We start from the raw sequence: 20455 nt of genomic DNA, 5'->3' as shown, positions 1-20455 counted from the left end.
ACCTGGCTCCGTGCCGGATGGGGTTGTTTCACATACCCGCCGTCAATCCATTGCAGCGGGGGTACTACTAAATCGGTCGCGATTACGCGAGTGCCAGTTTTTGGCGCGCATATTGTAGCGCTTTTTCAATCACTTGCTCAATAGTTAAACTGGTTGAATCCAGAACTAATGCATCTTCTGCAGGAACAAGTGGGGCGACGGCGCGGTTACGATCGCGGTCATCGCGCTCTTTTATCTCGGATAAAAGGCGATCAAAGTTAACACTAAACCCCTTTTCCTGCAACTGAAGCATGCGGCGTTGAGCACGTTCTTCCGAAGAGGCGTCGAGGAAAATTTTCACAGGCGCATCAGGGAAGACCACGGTTCCCATATCGCGTCCGTCAGCGATCAGACCCGGGGCTTCACGGAACGCGCGCTGACGACGCAGCAGCGCCTCACGAACGCGCGGGAAGGCGGCGACCTGGGAGGCCGCATTCGCCACTTCCTGAGTACGGATTTCGCCGCTCACGTCTTCCCCTTCAAGGATGACTTCCAGGTTGCCATCGGTCGACACGAAACGCACATCCAGATGCGCGGCCAGCGGAACCAGCGCCTCTTCAGACGCGACATCCACGTGATGATGCAGCGCGGCCAGCGCCAGCACGCGATAGATTGCTCCCGAATCTAAAAGATGCCATTGCAATGCTTCCGCCATCGCTTTGCACAGAGTACCTTTCCCTGCGCCACTCGGCCCATCAATGGTGATTACCGGGGCAACTGCCGTCATCTTTTTCTCCTTAAATAAGGCATACCGTTTACATGAACGCCGCGCATTATACGCGCCAACGTGCGCAACTGTTACCTTTGCGTGCAAATTACGGAATGATTGAAGCAGAGTGTAGAAGAAATGAGCGGAGGTGTTCGTAATGAAGCGTAAGGAAATGCCGCATCGGATGATGCGGCAATACGTTATCAGGCCAGCGTGCTAATGCGTGCCAGCTGTTCGAAGTAGTCCGGGAAGGTTTTCGCGGTACATTTCGGGTCAAGAATGGTGACAGGCGTGTCTGACAACGCCACCAGCGAGAAGCACATCGCCATACGGTGATCGTTGTAGGTGCCGATTTCCGCAAACTGCAGTTTTGCCGGCGGGGTCACGCGAATATAGTCTTCGCCCTCTTCCACCTCGGCACCGACTTTTCGCAGCTCTGTCGCCATTGCGAACAGGCGGTCCGTCTCTTTTACGCGCCAGTTGTAGATGTTACGCAGCGTGGTGGTGCCTTTGGCGAACAGCGCCGCCGTGGCAATGGTCATCGCCGCATCCGGGATATGGTTCATGTCCATGTCGATGGCGTTCAGCTCGCCGTGGGTACAGGAGATGAAGTCATCGCCCCAGGTGACAATGGCGCCCATTTTTTCCAGCACGTCCGCAAAACGGATGTCGCCCTGCACGCTGTTACGGCCAATACCGGTCACTTTTACCGTGCCGCCTTTAATCGCACCCGCGGCCAGGAAGTAGGACGCGGATGACGCATCCCCTTCAACCAGGTAGTTGCCCGGAGACTGGTACTGCTGCGCCCCGCGCACCACGAAGCGCTGATAAGACTGGTTTTCCACCCCAACGCCGAAGGTTTTCATCAGGTGCAGCGTGATATCAATGTACGGTTTGGAGACCAGCTCACCTTTAATGGTGATAACCGTATCCTGCGGTGCCAGCGGCGCGGTCATCAGCAGTGCCGTCAGGAACTGGCTGGAAACGCTGCCGTCAACCTCGACGTGACCGCCGGTAAAACCACCGCGCAGACGCAGTGGCGGATAGTTTTCCTGCTCCAGATACTCAATCTGCGCGCCGCCCTGACGCAGGGCATCCACCAGGTGACCAATCGGACGCTCTTTCATGCGCGGCTCGCCGGTCAGCACGATGTTGTTGTTCCCCAGGCACAGGGCCGCCGCCAGCGGGCGCATCGCGGTACCCGCATTGCCCAGAAACAGCTCAAGCTCTTCGCCCGAACGCAGCGCGCCGCCGTTGCCGGTCACTTCGCAGCGGGTACGATCGTCGGAGAGAGTGTAATGAACGCCCAACGCTTTCAGCGCATTGAGCATATGGCGCACGTCATCGCTGTCCAGCAGGTTAGTGAGGACGGTGGTGCCGTTTGCCAGAGCTGCCAGCAGCAAAGCGCGGTTCGAGACACTTTTTGAACCAGGCAGATTAATGGTGCCATCTACCCGCGCGATAGGTTGTAACGTCAGGGATTCCATGAAAACTAAACTCTCAACTCAACATAATAAAAACCCCGCAGGGACGCTGCGGGGGTGAAAAACAGCAAATTAACCGTGACGACGTTCGAAGTCGATCATGAAATCCGTCAGGGCTTTAACGCCTTCCAGCGGCATCGCGTTATAGATAGAGGCACGCATGCCACCAACGACACGGTGACCTTTGAGCGCATGCAGACCTGCCGCGAAGGACTCTTCCAGGAACACTTTGTCCAGGTTGCTGTCCGCCAGCTGGAACGGCACGTTCATGCGGGAACGGTTAGCGTTCGCCACATCGTTGCGGTAGAAATCGCTCTTGTCGATCACGCCATACAGCAGTTCAGCTTTCTGCTGATTCACCTTGTCCATCTGCGCCACGCCGCCGTTTTGCTTCAGCCATTTGAAGACCAGGCCAGAGAGATACCAGGCAAAGGTTGGTGGGGTGTTGAACATAGAGTCGTTATCGTTCAGCACGGTGTAATCGAGAATCGACGGGCAGGATTTATGCGCTTTACCCAGCAGGTCTTCACGTACGATAACAATCGTCAGGCCAGCAGGGCCGATATTTTTCTGTGCGCCAGCGTAAATCACACCATAACGGCTGACATCCAGCGGTGTGGAAAGGATGGTCGAAGAGAGATCCGCGGTAACCACCACGTTATCACCAAAGTTTGGCTCTTCGTGGATAGCGATGCCGTCGATGGTTTCGTTCGGACAGTAGTGCAGATAAGCAGCATCACGGGAAAGTTTCCACTCACTCATCGGCGTTACGGCACGCAGACCGTCAACGGTCACTTTGGCATCGATAACATTCGGCGTACAGTATTTGTGCGCTTCTTTTACCGCACTGGCCGCCCAGTAGCCCGCATCGACGTAATCAGCGGTGGTTTTGTCACCCAGCAGATTGAGTGGGATGCCCGCAAACTGACCGCGTCCACCGCCGTGACAGAACAATACTTTGTAGTTCGAGGGAATATTCAGCAGATCGCGAAAATCCTTTTCTGCCTCTTCCGCCACCTGAATAAACTCTTTACCACGGTGGCTGATTTCCATCACCGACGTACCGAGACCGTTCCAGTCACAAAGTTCCTGTTGAGCCTGTTTAAGCACGTCTGCCGGTAACATTGCCGGACCTGAACTGAAATTAAAGACTTGAGCCATTTCCCCTCACCACGCTAAAAGCCATAAGTTATAACTGTGGATATCGGTTTTATCATTCAGTGACACGCGCCGCAATGTCTAAAACTTATGACCCATGAAATGTGCCCCGCGTCACACAAAACAATCTGCCGCCTCGCTAAGACAAAACCGACAAAATGGCTGTCAGGTGATGCGTTTGGCCCGGCTAACCTTCGTCCATTCCGGATTTGCACAGCGGGGGCATAATTGACGATCCCCTGGCTGCATCGCGACAACATGGCTACATCTAACGCAAGCATACTCACCTGATTCAGGTACCGTTCTGAAACGCTCAATGAGCATATCCGGCAGGATACACAGTCCCGGCTTCACCTCGTCGTCAGAATAGTAATAAACGCTGATCTGCCCGTTGGTTTCCATGATCGCCAGACGCACCTGCCCGAGCTGTTCAACGCTGTTCAGGCGTAGCTCCATAAAGAACTCAAACTCGGTCATATTGGCGCTTTGTACATTTTCCCAGGCCAGCTGTCCGTCCTCGACGATAACGACCGGCTTCCCTTCAAGCAGGTCTTCCAGCTTTTCGCTTTTCGACATCAGCCACATGACAAGACGGTAAAGTAGCGCCAGTGAGACAAAAACGATAAATACCGGCACCATCGGCACATCGTCATAAAAGGCGACGTCTCCCGCCGCTGACCCCAGCGTCAGGATGATCAACACCTCAAAGAGCGACATCTGCCGCACGCCGCGACGGCCGGTGATTTTAAGAAACAGGAAGACGAGTACGAAGGTATACAGGCTGCGCAGCGCCACTTCGCCCAGAAATTCTGGAGGAACTTTATCAAACGCCATCCGCTGGAGATCAAATGCTTTCATTTTTCTATGCCTTAACAGTCAGTTACTGCCACTAAGCATAGCCCAGCCTTTTATTTTCGCCGAAGATAGCACCCGTCACGCAAAACCCGTATCATTGCGCGCTTTACGTACGATAAAAGTGAACGCCATGACTCAAACGTTTATCCCCGGCAAAGACGCCGCTCTGGAAGATTCCATCGCTCGCTTCCAGCAGAAACTGACCGACCTGGGTTTTAACATCGAAGAAGCCTCCTGGCTCAATCCGGTGCCTCATGTCTGGTCCGTGCATATTCGCGATAAAGACTGTGCCCTGTGCTTTACCAACGGTAAAGGCGCGACAAAAAAAGCGGCACTGGCCTCTGCGCTGGGTGAGTATTTTGAGCGTCTGTCCACCAACTATTTCTTCGCTGACTTCTGGCTGGGTGAGACCATCGCTAACGGCCCGTTCGTTCACTATCCAAATGAAAAATGGTTCCCGCTGCCTGAAGATGACGAACTGCCGGAAGGTATTCTCGACGCGCGCCTGCGTGCCTTCTACGATCCAGACAGCGAACTGACCGCCAGCATGCTGATCGATCTGCAGTCCGGTAACGAAGATCGCGGTATCTGCGCCCTGCCGTTTACCCGTCAGTCTGACGAACAGACCGTTTATATTCCGATGAACATCGTTGGCAACCTGTATGTGTCCAACGGTATGTCCGCCGGTAACACCCGCAATGAAGCGCGCGTGCAGGGTCTGTCTGAAGTCTTTGAGCGTCACATCAAAAACCGCATCATCGCCGAATCCATCAGCCTGCCTGAAATTCCGGCAGACGTGCTGGCGCGCTATCCGGGCGTGGTGGAATCCATCGCTAAGCTGGAAGCAGAAGGTTTCCCAATCTTTGCCTATGACGGCTCGCTGGGTGGCAAGTACCCGGTTATCTGCGTGGTGCTGTTTAACCCGGCCAACGGCACCTGCTTCGCCTCCTTCGGCGCGCACCCTGACTTCGGCGTGGCGCTGGAGCGTACCGTGACCGAGCTGCTGCAGGGCCGTAGCCTGAAAGATCTCGACGTCTTCACCCCGCCAACGTTTGACGATGAAGAAGTAGCCGAGCATACCAACCTTGAAACCCACTTCATCGACTCCAGCGGTTTAATTTCCTGGGATATGTTTAAGCAGGATGCCGACTATTCGTTCGTGGACTGGAGCTTTGCCGGTACCACGGAAGAAGAGTTCGCCACGCTGATGGCGATCTTCAACGCGGAAGATCAGGAAGTTTATATTGCCGACTACGAACACCTTGGCGTCTACGCGTGCCGCATTATTGTTCCGGGCATGTCCGACATCTACCCGGCTGAAGATCTGTGGCTGGCGAATAACAGCATGGGCGCGCACCTGCGCGAAACGCTGCTGGCTCTGCCGGGCAGCGAGTGGGAGAAAGAAGATTATCTGAACCTGATCGCCCAGTTGGACGAAGAAGGCCACGATGATTTCACCCGCGTACGCGAACTGCTGGGTCTGGCGACCGGTAAAGACAACGGCTGGTATACCCTGCGTATCGGTGAGCTGAAAGCGATGCTGGCCCTGGCGGGAGGCGATTTGGATCAGGCCCTGGCCTGGACCGAGTGGACCATGGAATTCAACCAGTCTGTCTTCTCTGCCGAACGCACTAATTATTACCGCTGCCTGCAAACCCTGTTGCTGCTGGCACAGGAAGACGATCGCGAGCCGCTGCAATACCTGAACGCTTTCGTGCGTATGTACGGTGCTGAAGCCGTTGAAGCAGCCAGCGCGGCCCTGAGCGGCGAAGCGCCGTTCTATGGCCTGCAGGCTGTCGATAGCGATCTGAAAGCCTTCCCGGCGCACCAGTCGCTGCTGAAAGCCTATGAAAAGCTGCAGACAGCAAAAGCCGCTTACTGGTCAAAATAAGCGCACATAACATTACCAGCAGTAGGCGTATTCAATCGTCTGGGCTATATTACGGGGCAATTTCATTGCCCCGTTTTTTATTTTCTTCGGCAATGATTATTGATTGTAATAATAAAGTTAAATATGGGTAAAAATAATAATATTTACCTGGGCTTTGCTGTTACTTTTTATGGTAAATACTCCATATTAATTAACTGTCTCAGAGGTGGCTGAACGAAAAAATTCAACTCTTTTCATAACTTTTAAAATTTATTTTTATACGGATAATCAAATACTTACTCCGCATTTGTCGTAAAACCATACACACTGCGGGCCTATAAGCCAGGCGAGATATGATCTATATCAATTTCTCTTCTATAATGCTTTGTTAGTATCTCGTCGCCGACTTAATAAAGAGAGAGTTAGTGTGAAAGCTGACAACCCTTTTGATCTTTTACTCCCTGCTGCGATGGCGAAAGTTGCCGAAGAAGCGGGTGTCTATAAAGCAACGAAACACCCGATGAAGACGTTCTATCTGGCGATCACGGCCGGTGTGTTCATCTCTATCGCTTTCGTCTTCTACATCACCGCCACCACCGGTACTGCCGGAATGCCTTTCGGCATGGCCAAACTGATTGGCGGCATTTGCTTCTCACTGGGTCTGATTCTCTGCGTCATCTGCGGTGCCGACCTCTTCACCTCAACGGTACTGATTGTTGTGGCGAAAGCCAGCGGAAGAATTACCTGGGGTCAACTGGCACGTAACTGGCTTAACGTCTACGTGGGTAACCTGGTTGGCTGTCTGCTCTTTGTTTTGTTGATGTGGCTTTCTGGCGAATACATGACCGCCAACGGTGGCTGGGGCCTTAACGTCCTGCAAACCGCCGACCACAAAATGCACCACACATTTATCGAAGCCGTTGCTCTCGGCATCCTCGCTAACCTGATGGTCTGCCTGGCTGTATGGATGAGCTACTCGGGTCGTAGCCTGATGGACAAAGCCTTAATTATGGTTCTGCCGGTTGCGATGTTTGTTGCCAGCGGCTTTGAGCACAGTATCGCGAATATGTTCATGATCCCAATGGGCATAGTCATCCGCGACTTTGCGAGCCCGGAGTTCTGGACCGCGGTTGGTTCATCCCCGGAAAGTTTTTCTCACCTGACTATTATGAATTTCATTACTGATAACCTGATCCCTGTCACTATCGGGAACATTATCGGTGGGGGTCTGTTAGTTGGGTTGACATACTGGGTCATTTACCTGCGTGGCGACGATCATCATTGATGGTTTTCTCAGGCAGTAAATAAAAAATCCACTTAAGAAGGTAGGTGTTACATGTCCGAGCTTAATGAAAAGTTAGCCACAGCCTGGGAAGGTTTTGCGAAAGGTGACTGGCAGAATGAAGTAAACGTACGTGACTTCATTCAGAAAAACTATACCCCGTATGAAGGTGACGAATCCTTCCTGGCTGGCGCAACTGACGCGACCACCAAGCTGTGGGACAGCGTAATGGAAGGCGTTAAACTGGAAAACCGCACTCACGCGCCAGTTGATTTTGACACCTCCGTTGCTTCCACCATCACTTCTCACGATGCTGGCTACATCAACAAAGCCCTTGAGAAAATCGTTGGTCTGCAGACTGAAGCACCACTGAAACGCGCAATCATCCCGTTCGGTGGTATTAAAATGGTTGAAGGTTCCTGCAAAGCGTATAACCGCGAGCTGGACCCAATGCTGAAAAAAATCTTCACCGAATACCGCAAAACCCACAACCAGGGTGTATTCGATGTTTACACCAAAGACATTCTGAACTGCCGTAAATCTGGCGTTCTGACCGGTCTGCCAGATGCGTATGGCCGTGGCCGTATCATTGGTGACTACCGTCGCGTTGCGCTGTACGGTATCGACTTCCTGCTGAAAGACAAATACGCACAGTTCGTTTCCCTGCAGTCTGACCTGGAAAACGGCGTAAACCTGGAAGCGACTATCCGTCTGCGTGAAGAAATCGCTGAACAGCACCGCGCACTGGGTCAGATCAAAGAGATGGCGGCTAAATATGGCTGCGATATCTCTGGTCCTGCGACCAACGCTCAGGAAGCTATCCAGTGGACCTACTTCGGCTACCTGGCCGCGGTTAAGTCTCAGAACGGTGCAGCAATGTCCTTCGGTCGCGTATCCACCTTCCTGGATGCGTACATTGAACGTGATATCAAAGCAGGCAAAATCACCGAGCAAGACGCTCAGGAAATGATTGACCACCTGGTCATGAAACTGCGTATGGTTCGCTTCCTGCGTACCCCTGAATACGATGAGCTGTTCTCTGGTGACCCAATCTGGGCAACAGAATCCATCGGTGGTATGGGCGTTGACGGCCGTACTCTGGTAACCAAAAACAGCTTCCGCTTCCTGAATACCCTGTACACCATGGGTCCTTCTCCGGAGCCGAACATCACCGTTCTGTGGTCTGAAAAACTGCCTCTGAACTTCAAGAAATTCGCCGCTAAAGTGTCTATCGATACCTCTTCTCTGCAGTACGAGAACGATGACCTGATGCGTCCGGACTTCAACAACGACGATTATGCTATCGCTTGCTGCGTAAGCCCAATGGTTGTTGGTAAACAAATGCAGTTCTTCGGTGCGCGTGCAAACCTGGCGAAAACCATGCTGTACGCAATCAACGGCGGCGTTGATGAAAAACTGAAAATGCAGGTTGGTCCTAAGTCTGAGCCGATCAAAGGCGACGTTCTGAACTTCGACGAAGTGATGGAGCGTATGGATCACTTCATGGACTGGCTGGCTAAACAGTACGTCACTGCACTGAACGTTATCCACTACATGCACGACAAGTACAGCTACGAAGCCTCTCTGATGGCGCTGCACGACCGTGACGTCGTTCGCACCATGGCATGTGGTATCGCTGGCCTGTCCGTTGCTGCTGACTCCCTGTCTGCAATCAAATATGCGAAAGTTAAACCAATTCGTGACGAAGACGGCCTGGCTGTAGACTTCGAAATCGAAGGTGAATATCCGCAGTTTGGTAACAACGACTCTCGCGTTGATGACATGGCGGTTGACCTGGTAGAACGTTTCATGAAGAAAATTCAGAAACTGACTACTTACCGTAATGCTATCCCGACTCAGTCTGTTCTGACCATCACCTCTAACGTTGTGTATGGTAAGAAAACCGGTAACACCCCAGACGGTCGTCGTGCTGGCGCGCCATTCGGCCCAGGTGCTAACCCAATGCACGGTCGTGACCAGAAAGGTGCTGTTGCCTCTCTGACCTCCGTTGCTAAACTGCCGTTTGCTTACGCGAAAGATGGTATCTCTTATACCTTCTCTATCGTGCCAAACGCGCTGGGTAAAGATGACGAAGTGCGTAAAACTAACCTCGCGGGTCTGATGGATGGTTACTTCCACCACGAAGCGTCCATCGAAGGTGGTCAGCACCTGAACGTGAACGTAATGAACCGTGAAATGCTGCTCGACGCGATGGAACATCCTGAGAAATATCCTCAGCTGACTATCCGCGTATCTGGCTACGCAGTACGTTTTAACTCCCTGACTAAAGAACAGCAGCAGGACGTTATCACCCGTACTTTCACTCAGTCCATCTAACTGGAATTGACTGAAATCACGCGTTAAAAAGCGTACAATAAAAGGCTCCACGTCAGTGGGGCCTTTTTAGCACCCTCTCCACCATAGTCTCTTTTGTCCGCTATCTATACTTAATGGATAACAGCCAAAACAGACTAAGAGCCTATCCCATTAGGCGTAATTGTCGTAGCCAGTTTGAACACGGACAGCGCGCAGCAACCGGAGCGTACACAAAGTACGTGAGGATTGTGAGCACTGCCCAGGTTCAAAATGGCAAGTAAAATAGCCTAATGGGATGGCTCGTAACACAGCCGGCTTTGAGCTGTGCATACACAGGCCCCGGACGGGCCGATGCTGGAGATATCACCGCAATGTCAATTATTGGTCGCATTCACTCCTTTGAATCCTGTGGCACCGTCGATGGCCCGGGCATCCGCTTTATCACCTTTTTCCAGGGTTGCCTGATGCGCTGCCTGTACTGCCATAACCGTGACACCTGGGATACGCACGGCGGTAAAGAAGTAACCGTTGAAGAATTGATGAAAGAGGTGGTGACCTACCGCCACTTTATGAACGCGTCCGGCGGCGGCGTCACCGCATCTGGTGGTGAAGCCATTCTTCAGGCTGAATTTGTCCGCGACTGGTTCCGTGCCTGCCGCCAGGAAGGCATCCATACCTGTCTCGACACCAATGGCTTTGTACGCCGCTACGATCCGGTTATTGATGAACTGCTCGAAGTGACCGATCTGGTCATGCTCGATCTCAAACAGATGAACGATGAGATCCACCAGAACCTCGTTGGCGTCTCAAACCACCGCACGCTGGAATTTGCCAAATACATTGCCGATAAAGGCATCAAAACCTGGATCCGCTACGTGGTTGTGCCTGGCTGGTCAGATGATGATGACTCCGCACATCGCCTCGGGGAATTTACCCGCGATATGGGCAACGTCGAGAAAATCGAGCTTCTGCCCTATCACGAGCTGGGTAAACATAAATGGGTGGCAATGGGCGAAGAGTACAAACTCGATGGCGTGAAGCCGCCGAAAAAAGAGACGATGGAACGCGTCAAAGGCATTCTTGAGCAGTACGGCCACAAGGTGATGTATTAAAGAAAAGCCCGGTGAAAACCGGGCTTTTTTATATTCTATTTAAAGACGCCGTTAATAACGGACGTCACAATGGCTGTACTGAGCGCAATTAAGACCAGGTCGTCACCCACTACCCGCCACTCATAGCCTGGATAGGAAGGAAGCTGACCCAGCATAGAAGCCGGCACGGTTTTCTTCGCAATGCCCGGAGGCAACGGCTTACCGCGCGCCAGGTTTTTCGCGATACCTGGAGGCAGAGAGTCATAGCCCGTTAAGCCATAATTCAGCGCCAGATGGCGGGCATGATCGAAGCTCACGCGAGCGTCGACATCGTTACCGACATCCTTACTGCTTTTAAAACTCTTATCCGATTTTCCAGGGTTATCCTGACCGTTATTTTGTTTATTGCCATGGTTACCAGAATTCCCGTTACCATGACTGCCGCCATTACCCTGTCCGCCACCGTTTCCGTGACCACCACCATTCCCGTTTCCAGGATTAGCCATGACCGGAGCCGTTGCAAACGTTAAAGACAACACTACGGCAAGTGCGGTAGTGGAAAAACGACGAATAGACATGATTGCTGCCTTATAGTGGTAGGACTCACATCAATTATCGTCTGACGCAATAAACAAACAATAAGTAAAACTCTTAGTTGTGACAGGGACAAAAAAGCCTGTCGTCGACAGGCTTTTAATTAATCAGGCATGAGCCACAGGCGTTGGGTGTTCGCCCACTTTGCGCAGCAGCATTAAGAGATAAATAAACGATACGCTGGCGATCATGATAAACAATAAATTATCAGAGTAATTCTGCATCAGCATCGCGGTAAACGTCGGCCCTAATAAACTGCCGATGGTATAGCTCAGTAACAGCGCCTGGTTCATTGCCACAAGCTGGTGATGTTCAACTTTCTCACAGGCCCAGGCCATCGCGACCGGATAGAGCGTAAAGCCGGCGGCTCCGAGAATAAATAGCGCAGGCGCCATCGCAGCGTTGCTGAGCATGGCAAGGCACCCCATGATGACCACGAAGACCTGAACGCGCAGCACCAGCAGACGGCCGAAGCGGTCAGCCAGACGGCCAATCGGCCACTGCCCGACGATCCCCGCACTCACCATGACCGCCATCCAGAAGCCGATTCCGGAATCGCTGACGCCCTGATGATTCAGATAGAGTGGCATCAGGCCATAGAGCGAGCCCAGTACAATCCCCGAGATAATGCAGCCGTTAACGCCCAGACGCGCCTGACGGAGTCTGAGCATTGGCCAGACGTGGGTCGCTTCCTGATGCTCGCTGTTCTGGTTCACAATGCGCGTGAAGAGCAGCGGCAGGATTGCGGCCAGCACCATGCCCGTTACCCACGGCAGAACGCTCATCAGGTCGGTTGGCAGCTTGCTGACCATCAGTTGACCCAGCACGGTACCCACATAGTAAACCATCATATAGGCCGCCAGCAGGCGTCCACGGTTGCGGGAGGTGCCGCTGCACATCAGCGCACTTTCAACCACCACCCAAATCATCGCGCAGCCTACACCAGCGATAAAGCGCCATGCCATCCAGCTCCAGAAGCCGACCATCAGGCCCAGCCCGGCACACCCGGCGGCGAAAATCAGCGAAGCCAGATAATAGCTGCGATTAAAGCCAAAGCGCTTAATCAGGCTCCCGGTCACCAGCGTACCCAGCAGGTTGCCGGTAAAAAAGGACGAGCTGACCATACCCACCTGCCAGGTCGGTAAGTTTTCATGGGCAAGCCACAGCGGGACGAGCGTATTTAACACTGCGATCGCCAGGGTCAACAGAAGCAGGCCACAGAGCAACAGAAGCACTGGCCGGGTATAGGTGGTCATGGATTAAAAACCGTGAGGAAGTTCAGATTTCGTGCGCATCATGCCACTGGCAAAAACAAAGTCAATCCACTGATTTAGCCGCCTCGCACAATATGTTCCCTGTCGATTTAAAAAACTTATCCTGCTAATGCCACGCCTGCTATAGATATTAATTATGTATCTGTTTTATTTATTAATGGGCGAAATTAAAACAAAACGACAGTCGAAAAATTTCATGATCGAAAAAAGAAAAAGCCGGGCACTCAGGCCCGGCTTGATATAACGAAATACAACGCTAGCTGGCGATAGCCATACCAACGGTCATATGCAACCCGTAGAACACGCCGCGGCCAATCAGTTCGCCTGCCAGTACCAGCACAAAGGCCAGTGACAGCAGCGGCAGCGCGGGCTGATAACCTTTGAGCTGAGGCGCGATCCAGAATACCAACGCCGCGACCAGCAGAACGATGCGCCAGGCCATCAGAGAACCGTAATCCGGCACCAGGGCAGAAGCCTGCTGGATAGAGCTGTGAATGGTTGCCAGTTCGGCCCCCTGCATCAGGGCGACCATCGCACTCACCACCAGCGCCAGCAGCGAAACAGCGGGCAGCAAACGCATTGCCCACCCGTCTACGCCCGCCACGCGCAGCAGCAGGTAGCCCAGCAGTGGCCCGCCGATAAACATCGTCAGGAAGAAGCTCATTGGCGTCCAGACGCTGTACCAGGTTGGAACGGTATCGATGGTGTTATAGACGCGCACCATCATCCACACGAACACCACGCCCAGAACCATCGTCACGATCAGCCACAGGCTGCGCAGACCTACAGGCAATTTCTTTATCGCGGCCAGCAGCCAGCCCAGCCCACCGACGGCAAAGAAAATTGCCCCGCTGGCAATCTCGTTACTGAGGGACGATGCGCCCACGCGGTTCAGAGAGTTAAACGCGCGCATCGGCGAACCCAGGTGCAGCGTGGAGGCGATAAAGCCAATTCCCATCAGAACCCACAGGCCAAACATGCTCAACACCAGACGCTGCTGCTGTTCGGCATTGAGGTTCCCTTTTAACAGCGCCAGCGCGAGTACAATGAAACCGCCCGCCACGCACTGACCAAAGACCGTGAAGATCATCAGCGGCCATTCATGCCATCCACTTCCCATCTCACACCTCCTTCGGATTTGCCAGGTAGCCGGTGGTGTCACCTGTAGGACGGCTGTTGGCGTTAGGTTTAATCACAATACTCGGCTTCGTGAAGTGCGCAGACGGCAGCGGCGCAACGGCAGCAAGCTGACCGTGTTTTTGACGCAGTTCTTCAATCGGGCCGAAGTCCAGCGCGCGCAGCGGACAGGACTCGACGCAAATCGGCTTTTTGCCATCCGCCACGCGGGTGTGGCAACCGTCGCATTTCGTCATATGACCTTTGGCGGCGTTGTACTGCGGCGCGCCGTACGGGCACGCCATGTGGCAGTACCGACAGCCGATGCAAACATCTTCATCCACCACCACAAAACCGTCTTCACGCTTGTGCATCGCCCCGCTCGGGCAGACCTTAGTACAGGCCGGATCTTCACAGTGGTTACAGGCAATCGACAGGTAATACGCAAAGACGTTCTGATGCCAGACGCCGTTATCTTCCTGCCAGTCGCCCCCGGCGTATTCGTAGATGCGGCGGAAGCTGACGTCAGGAGTCAGGTCTTTGTAATCTTTACAGGCCAGCTCGCAGGTTTTGCACCCGGTGCAACGGCTGGAATCAATAAAAAATCCATACTGGGTTGTCATCGGCTACTCCTTAAACCTTTTCAACCTGGACAAGGTTTGTGTGGGATGGGTTGCCCTTCGCCAGCGGCGACGGACGCTGCGTGGTCAGCACGTTAATACTGCCCGCCTGGTCGATGCGGTTGGCATCAGGGCTGTACCAGGCCCCTTCCCCCAGCGCCACCACGCCTGGCATCATGCGTGGCGTCACTTTGGCTTCAATGTGCACCTCGCCGCGACCGTTGAAGATACGCACGCGATCGCCATTGCTGATGCCGCGTGCTTTGGCATCCATCGGGTTGATCCACATCTCCTGACGGCAGGCGGCTTTCAGTACGTCGACGTTACCGTAGGTGGAGTGGACGCGCGCTTTGTAGTGGAAACCGGTCAGCTGCAGCGGGAATTTCGCCGTCAGCGGATCGTTGTAGTTTTCGAAACCTGGCGTGTAGATCGGCAGCGGATCGATAACGTCCCCTTCCGGCAGCTCCCAGGTCGACGCGATTTTTGCCAGCTCTTCGGAGTAGATTTCGATTTTGCCCGACGGGGTAGTCAGCGGGTTCAACTGCGGGTCTTCACGGAACGCTTTGTACGCCACGTGGTGCCCTTCCGGATCGCGCTGTTTGTACATACCCTGCTTGCGGAAGGTATCGAAATCCGGCAGGTCAGGGATCGCCTTACGGGAGAGTTCATGCAGATGGCGCATCCACCCTTCCTGAGTACGCCCCTCGGTAAACTGCTGCTCAACGCCAAGACGTTTCGCCAGCTCAGAGGTCATCTCATAGATGGTTTTGCACTCGAAGCGCGGTTTAATGGCCTGATCGGTAAAGATCACGTAGGACATGTTGCCGCAGGAGGCGTCCAGCGCGAAATCCATCTGCTCTGACGCGGTACAGTCTGGCAGCAAAATATCGGCATATTTCGCCGACGATGTCATGTGGCAGTCGATCACCACAATCATCTCGCACTTCTTGTCATCCTGCAGGATTTCATGGGTGCGGTTGATTTCAGAGTGCTGGTTGATGAGACAGTTACCGGCATAGTTCCAGATCATCTTGATCGGCACGTCCAGCTTGTCCTTGCCACGCACACCGTCGCGCAGAGCGGTCATTTCCGGGCCACGTTCAATCGCATCGGTCCACATAAACATGGAGATGCTGGTCTGAACCGGGTTATCCAGCGTCGGCATACGTTCAAACGGCACTTCATATGAGCCTTCACGCGCGCCGGTGTTACCGCCGTGAATACCCACGTTGCCGGTCAGAATGGAGAGCATGGAGATGGCACGGGTCGCAATTTCGCCGTTCGCATGACGCTGCGGTCCCCAGCCCTGGCTAATATAGGCCGGTTTGGCTGAGCCAATCTCACGCGCTAGCTGAACGATACGCTCCGCCGGAATACCGGTGATGGTGGACGCCCACTCGGGTGTTTTCGCCACGCCATCGCTGCCCTGACCGAGAATGTAGGCTTTGTAATGCCCGTTAGCAGGCGCGCTGGCTGGCAGGGTTTTCTCGTCATAGCCGACGCAGTATTTATCCAGGAAAGGCTGATCGACGAAGTTTTCGGTGATCATCACCCATGCCAGCGCTGAAACCAATGCTCCATCGGTACCCGGACGGATTGGGATCCACTCGTCTTCACGTCCAGCACCGGTGTCGGTGTAGCGCGGATCGATGATGATCATGCGAGCATTAGATTTGGCGCGGGCCTGTTCGAGGTAGTAGGTTACCCCGCCGCCGCTCATGCGGGTTTCGCCCGGGTTGTTACCGAACAGGACGACCAGCTTACTGTTTTCGATATCAGACGGGCTGTTGCCGTCCGCCCAGCCGCCGTAGGTATAGTTAAGGCCAGCAGCGATTTGCGCGGAAGAGTAGTCGCCGTAGTGGTTGAGGTAACCGCCGCAGCAGTTCATCAGGCGCGCCACCAGCGTTTTTCCCGGCGGCCAGGAGCGGGTCAGCGTGCCGCCGAGCGTCCCGGTGCCGTAGTTCAGATAGATGGATTCGTTGCCGTACTCTTTGATAAGGCGCTGCATATTGGTGGCGATAATATCGTAGGCTTCGTCCCAGCTAATGCGCTCGAACTTTCCTTCCCCACGCTTACCGACGCGCTTCATAGGATATTTCAGTCGATCCGGGTTATAGACGCGACGACGCATGGAGCGGCCACGAAGACAGGCACGAACCTGATGTAACCCTTCGTAGTTATCTTCCCCGGTATTGTCGGTTTCGACATATTTAATTTCACCATCCACCACATGCATACGCAGAGGACAACGGCTGCCGCAGTTTACGGTACAGGCACTCCACACCACTTTTTCCGGCGTGGTGGCCGGGGACAGTGCATCTGCCGCCGACGCCAGTCGGGTGAAAGGGAGCGTGAAGGCACTACTGGCTACGGCCAGGCCGCCAATTGCCGTGGTTTTCATCAACCCACGGCGAGTGACCTCGGCAGCCATTAATGCTTCAGGCGCGTTGATTTTCATAGAGACTCACTTTGGTTGCTCACAAAGAAAAGAGAGGCGGCGCATACCGCTATGTAATTTTGTATATAACGAATTTCTTCGTTATCAGTTTTTTATGCTGACTTTCATTCGGAGGAGTATTACTACTTTAGAGGGAGAGGTTATTGCTTCGTATCAAATCAAAGGCATAAAAAAAGCACCCTGAGGCGCTTTTTTGTTTTAAGACATATTATCAGCCAATGTACTGCAGGCCTTTCATGTATGGACGCAGCACTTCAGGGATCTCAATACGACCGTCTGCCTGCTGGTAGTTTTCCAGCACGGCAACCAGCGTACGACCCACAGCCAGACCAGAACCGTTCAGGGTATGCACCAGACGGGTTTTCTTGTCAGATTTGCTGCGGCAGCGAGCCTGCATGCGGCGCGCCTGGAAATCCCAGACGTTGGAGCAGGAGGAGATCTCACGGTAGGTGTTCTGCGCAGGCACCCACACTTCCAGATCGAAAGTCTTGCAGGCGCCAAAGCCCATATCACCGGTACACAGGGCCATACGACGGTACGGCAGACCCAGCAGCTCCAGCACTTTCTCAGCGTGGCCGGTCATCTCTTCCAGCGCGTCCATGGACTCTTCAGGACGGACGATCTGCACCATCTCAACTTTGTCGAACTGGTGCATACGGATCAGACCGCGCGTGTCGCGACCATAAGATCCTGCTTCAGAACGGAAGCACGGAGAGTGTGCAGTCAGCTTAATTGGCAGGTCGTCTTCATCGATGATCTCATCACGCACGAGGTTAGTCAGCGGCACTTCAGCGGTTGGGATCAGCGCGTAGTTGCTGCTGTCGGCTTCCTCGTCCAGCGGACGGGTATGGAACAGATCGCCGGCAAATTTCGGCAGCTGGCCCGTACCGTACAGCGTATCGTGGTTGACCAGATACGGCACGTAGGTTTCGCTGTAGCCATGCTGCTCGGTGTGCAGATCCAGCATGAACTGCGCCAGCGCGCGGTGCAGATGGGCGATCTGGCCTTTCATCACCACGAAGCGAGAGCCGGTCAGCTTAACCGCTGCCGCAAAGTCCAGGCCCGCGTGCATTTCGCCCAGCGTTACGTGATCGCGTACTTCGAAGTCAAACTCACGAGGCGTACCCCAGCGTTTCACTTCAACGTTGTCGTTTTCATCTTTGCCGACAGGTACGCTGTCGTCAGGAATATTCGGGATAGCCAGGGCAATATCACGAATCTCGGCCTGAAGAACGTCCAGCTCAGCTTTCGCCTGATCCAGTTCTTCACCCAGTTTGTTCACTTCCAGGCGTAATGGCTCAATATCTTCCCCGCGCGCTTTCACCTGGCCGATGGACTTCGATCGAGAGTTACGCTCTGCCTGCAGATTTTCAGTTTGTACCTGCAGAACTTTACGACGCTCTTCAAGAGCGCGCAGCTTATCTACATCCAGCTTAAAGCCCCGGCGTGCCAGTTTTTCAGCGACTGCGTCTGGCTCATTACGCAGCAGATTGGGATCGAGCATGCTTATCCTGTGCTTATCGAATTAAAATAGGAAAATGTGACCACAGCCTGCGGCCACAAGGATACATTGCCAACATTACCGCAACGATTGAACTAACGGTAGCGTTTTATAGGGCTATTTTGATCCTGTCCGGCGAGCCAGGTGAGCTTTTCACCAATCTTGCCTTCAAGACCTCTGTTTGTGGGGTGATAATAGCGCGTTTGTGCCATCTCCTGCGGGAAATATTCCTCCCCGGCAGCGTAGGCATTGGGTTCGTCGTGAGCGTAGCGATACTCCTGCCCGTAACCCATCTCTTTCATCAGCTTGGTCGGCGCGTTACGCAGATGAACCGGCACATCGTAGTCCGGGCGTTCGCGCGCGTCGGACATCGCCGCTTTGAAGGCGGTATAAACCGCATTGCTTTTCGGCGCGCAGGCCAGATAAACAATCGCCTGCGCAATCGCACGTTCGCCTTCCGCGGGTCCAACGCGGGTGAAGCAGTCCCAGGCCGAAAGCGCGACCTGCATGGCGCGAGGATCGGCATTGCCGACATCTTCTGACGCAATCGCCAGGCAGCGACGCGCGACATATAACGGATCGCCGCCTGCTGTGATAATGCGCGCGTACCAGTAAAGCGCCGCATCCGGCGCGCTGCCACGCACGGACTTATGCAGCGCCGAGATCAGGTCGTAAAAACGGTCGCCTTTGTTATCGAAACGCGCGCTGCGTTCACCGGCAATTTCGGTGAGCAACTCCTGCTTCAGCACCCGCTTCCCGGCATCGTCGACTTCGGCCATATCGGCCATCATTTCCAGCGTGTTCAGCGCCCGACGCGCATCGCCGTTGACCAGCTCGGCAATCGCACGACGCGTGTTGTCAGGCAGAACGATATCCTGACCGCCGTAGCCGCGCGCTTTGTCGTCCATCGCCTGGGTGAGAACCTTTTCGATATCCTCGGTGGTCAGCGATTTGAGCAGGTAAACGCGCGCGCGGGACAGCAGTGCCGAGTTCAGTTCAAACGACGGGTTTTCGGTGGTCGCGCCGATGAAGAAGATCGTGCCGTCTTCAATATGCGGCAGGAAGGCATCCTGCTGGCTCTTATTGAAGCGGTGGACTTCATCCACGAAGAGGATGGTGCGCCGCCCGGCATTGCGGTTCTGCCGGGCGCGCTCGATCGCCTCACGGATCTCTTTCACGCCGGAGGTGACCGCCGAGATGCGTTCGACGTCTGCGTTAGCATAGCGGGCGATCACTTCTGCAAGCGTGGTCTTGCCGGTGCCAGGAGGTCCCCAGAGGATCATAGAGTGAAGATGCCCGGCCTCAATGGCGCGCGGCAATGGCTTACCGGCAGCCAGCAGGTGTTGCTGGCCGATGTACTGCGCTAAATTTTCTGGCCGCATACGAGCGGCCAGAGGTTGAAACGCATTATCTGAAAAATCGAGCGACAGATTGCCCACTCATGCCTCTTACTTATTGCGTTGGTCGTCCACCGTTACGCCCTGCGGCGGGGTAAAGGTGAATTTCGATGCATCAACGGCGCCGTTCTGCTGAGACTTGAGCTGGTAGCTACTGCGCTGATCGTCCTGCTCAACCGCGCCAAACTGATTAATGGTACCGTTGGTGCTTACGTTAATGGTGAACTGCTTCAGGTTACCGTTGCTGCCTTTCGGCGTCAGGACAAACTCGTCACCCGTCTGCTTAATATTGTACTGCTGCCAGTCGCTGGACTGGTTACGGGCAATCAGCATAAACGGCGTATTGCTGGTGGCATCTTTCAGCCAGGTCGCCGTTGCCTGCTCAACGAACGGGTTGAAGAACCACAAGGTTTTGCCGTCAGACACCAGGATGCTCTCATCCGGCTGGGTCATGTGCCAGTTGAACAGATTTGGGCGTTTCACCCACAAATCTCCCTGGCCTTCCTGTACCGCGTTGCCGCTGCCGTCAGTCACTTTTTGCGTGAAGCTGGCGTGGAAGCTGCTTACTTTATCCAGTCGGCTTTTAAGGTCGCTGGCTGCATCAGCCCAGACGCTGCTGGCGACAAAACTGGTGAGTAATGCACAGGCGATGGCGATTTTTTTCATTGTTATTCCTTAAAATACGTCTTCC

At 54.0% G+C, this 20455-nt stretch carries 16 protein-coding genes; 4 read left to right on the top strand and 12 right to left on the bottom strand.

Annotated elements, in window-relative coordinates; translation table 11 throughout:
* Positions 1-82: 82 nt before the first annotated feature.
* The 4 genes from cmk to V1566_RS10445 all read right to left on the bottom strand — a co-directional run bounded on the left by cmk (position 83) and on the right by V1566_RS10445 (position 4248).
* Complete coding sequence (gene cmk / locus V1566_RS10460) at positions 83-766, bottom strand: (d)CMP kinase (RefSeq protein ID WP_013097305.1); 684 nt, start codon at positions 764-766, stop codon at positions 83-85.
* Positions 767-951: 185 nt separating this feature from the next.
* Entirely contained in the window at positions 952-2235 is a 1284-nt protein-coding gene (gene aroA, locus V1566_RS10455) for a 3-phosphoshikimate 1-carboxyvinyltransferase (protein WP_395305811.1), read from the bottom strand.
* Positions 2236-2304: 69 nt separating this feature from the next.
* Positions 2305-3393 (bottom strand): 3-phosphoserine/phosphohydroxythreonine transaminase, encoded by a 1089-nt coding sequence (serC, locus tag V1566_RS10450; protein ID WP_395305810.1) that lies wholly within the window; start codon positions 3391-3393, stop codon positions 2305-2307.
* Positions 3394-3555: 162 nt separating this feature from the next.
* Positions 3556-4248 carry a DUF421 domain-containing protein gene (locus tag V1566_RS10445; RefSeq protein WP_023310994.1) on the bottom strand — a complete coding sequence of 231 codons (693 nt, stop codon included), beginning with the start codon at positions 4246-4248 and terminating at the stop codon, positions 3556-3558.
* 127 nt (positions 4249-4375) lie between these two features.
* Between V1566_RS10445 and ycaO the strand changes: the two genes are divergently transcribed.
* From ycaO to pflA, 4 genes are all read left to right on the top strand, one after another.
* Positions 4376-6136: a 30S ribosomal protein S12 methylthiotransferase accessory factor YcaO gene (ycaO, locus tag V1566_RS10440; protein ID WP_395305809.1), complete on the top strand. Its 1761-nt coding sequence runs from the start codon at positions 4376-4378 to the stop codon at positions 6134-6136.
* A gap of 406 nt (positions 6137-6542) precedes the next feature.
* The gene (gene focA / locus V1566_RS10435) at positions 6543-7400 is read left to right on the top strand and encodes a formate transporter FocA (protein WP_008499974.1); all 858 of its coding nucleotides are present in this window, start codon (positions 6543-6545) and stop codon (positions 7398-7400) included.
* Between the two features lie 51 nt (positions 7401-7451).
* Positions 7452-9734 (top strand): formate C-acetyltransferase, encoded by a 2283-nt coding sequence (gene pflB / locus V1566_RS10430; RefSeq protein WP_211446639.1) that lies wholly within the window; start codon positions 7452-7454, stop codon positions 9732-9734.
* Positions 9735-10084: 350 nt separating this feature from the next.
* On the top strand, positions 10085-10825 hold the full coding sequence (pflA, locus tag V1566_RS10425) for a pyruvate formate lyase 1-activating protein (protein WP_395305808.1): 741 nt from the start codon (positions 10085-10087) through the stop codon (positions 10823-10825).
* Between the two features lie 35 nt (positions 10826-10860).
* On the opposite strand, the gene V1566_RS10420 is transcribed toward pflA, so the two are convergent.
* From V1566_RS10420 to lolA, 8 genes are all read right to left on the bottom strand, one after another.
* Positions 10861-11382 carry an anti-virulence regulator CigR family protein gene (locus V1566_RS10420; RefSeq protein ID WP_395305807.1) on the bottom strand — a complete coding sequence of 174 codons (522 nt, stop codon included), beginning with the start codon at positions 11380-11382 and terminating at the stop codon, positions 10861-10863.
* Positions 11383-11505: 123 nt separating this feature from the next.
* Positions 11506-12654: an MFS transporter gene (locus V1566_RS10415; protein ID WP_023335120.1), complete on the bottom strand. Its 1149-nt coding sequence runs from the start codon at positions 12652-12654 to the stop codon at positions 11506-11508.
* 274 nt (positions 12655-12928) lie between these two features.
* Positions 12929-13792, bottom strand: a complete 864-nt coding sequence (locus tag V1566_RS10410) for a dimethyl sulfoxide reductase anchor subunit family protein (protein ID WP_395305806.1) — start codon at positions 13790-13792, stop codon at positions 12929-12931.
* A 1-nt stretch (position 13793) separates the two neighbouring features.
* Complete coding sequence (locus V1566_RS10405) at positions 13794-14411, bottom strand: DMSO/selenate family reductase complex B subunit (RefSeq protein ID WP_021240882.1); 618 nt, start codon at positions 14409-14411, stop codon at positions 13794-13796.
* A 10-nt stretch (positions 14412-14421) separates the two neighbouring features.
* Positions 14422-16866 (bottom strand): dimethylsulfoxide reductase subunit A, encoded by a 2445-nt coding sequence (gene dmsA / locus V1566_RS10400; RefSeq protein WP_395305805.1) that lies wholly within the window; start codon positions 16864-16866, stop codon positions 14422-14424.
* A gap of 211 nt (positions 16867-17077) precedes the next feature.
* Complete coding sequence (gene serS / locus V1566_RS10395; protein WP_395305804.1) at positions 17078-18370, bottom strand: serine--tRNA ligase; 1293 nt, start codon at positions 18368-18370, stop codon at positions 17078-17080.
* Between the two features lie 92 nt (positions 18371-18462).
* Positions 18463-19806 (bottom strand): replication-associated recombination protein RarA, encoded by a 1344-nt coding sequence (rarA, locus tag V1566_RS10390; RefSeq protein ID WP_395305803.1) that lies wholly within the window; start codon positions 19804-19806, stop codon positions 18463-18465.
* A 9-nt stretch (positions 19807-19815) separates the two neighbouring features.
* Complete coding sequence (gene lolA, locus V1566_RS10385; RefSeq protein ID WP_023310983.1) at positions 19816-20430, bottom strand: outer membrane lipoprotein chaperone LolA; 615 nt, start codon at positions 20428-20430, stop codon at positions 19816-19818.
* Positions 20431-20455: the final 25 nt, after the last annotated feature.

Source organism: Enterobacter sp. ECC-019, assembly GCF_043974075.1.
Taxonomy (GTDB): Bacteria; Pseudomonadota; Gammaproteobacteria; order Enterobacterales; family Enterobacteriaceae; genus Enterobacter; species Enterobacter asburiae_D.
Note: the sequence above shows the minus strand (reverse complement) of the source record. Positions and strands in the feature narration are given on the sequence as shown.

Bases quoted from the DNA above. Each gene is read 5' to 3' on its own strand.
- V1566_RS10410 (WP_395305806.1), bottom strand. From the start codon at position 13,792: ATGGGAAGTGGATGGCATGAATGGCCGCTGATGATCTTCACGGTCTTT.
- serS (WP_395305804.1), bottom strand. From the start codon at position 18,370: ATGCTCGATCCCAATCTGCTGCGTAATGAGCCAGACGCAGTCGCTGAA.
- V1566_RS10405 (WP_021240882.1), bottom strand. From the start codon at position 14,411: ATGACAACCCAGTATGGATTTTTTATTGATTCCAGCCGTTGCACCGGG.
- V1566_RS10415 (WP_023335120.1), bottom strand. From the start codon at position 12,654: ATGACCACCTATACCCGGCCAGTGCTTCTGTTGCTCTGTGGCCTGCTT.
- lolA (WP_023310983.1), bottom strand. From the start codon at position 20,430: ATGAAAAAAATCGCCATCGCCTGTGCATTACTCACCAGTTTTGTCGCC.
- dmsA (WP_395305805.1), bottom strand. From the start codon at position 16,866: ATGAAAATCAACGCGCCTGAAGCATTAATGGCTGCCGAGGTCACTCGC.
- pflB (WP_211446639.1), top strand. From the start codon at position 7,452: ATGTCCGAGCTTAATGAAAAGTTAGCCACAGCCTGGGAAGGTTTTGCG.
- pflA (WP_395305808.1), top strand. From the start codon at position 10,085: ATGTCAATTATTGGTCGCATTCACTCCTTTGAATCCTGTGGCACCGTC.
- aroA (WP_395305811.1), bottom strand. From the start codon at position 2,235: ATGGAATCCCTGACGTTACAACCTATCGCGCGGGTAGATGGCACCATT.
- V1566_RS10420 (WP_395305807.1), bottom strand. From the start codon at position 11,382: ATGTCTATTCGTCGTTTTTCCACTACCGCACTTGCCGTAGTGTTGTCT.
- V1566_RS10445 (WP_023310994.1), bottom strand. From the start codon at position 4,248: ATGAAAGCATTTGATCTCCAGCGGATGGCGTTTGATAAAGTTCCTCCA.
- serC (WP_395305810.1), bottom strand. From the start codon at position 3,393: ATGGCTCAAGTCTTTAATTTCAGTTCAGGTCCGGCAATGTTACCGGCA.
- cmk (WP_013097305.1), bottom strand. From the start codon at position 766: ATGACGGCAGTTGCCCCGGTAATCACCATTGATGGGCCGAGTGGCGCA.
- ycaO (WP_395305809.1), top strand. From the start codon at position 4,376: ATGACTCAAACGTTTATCCCCGGCAAAGACGCCGCTCTGGAAGATTCC.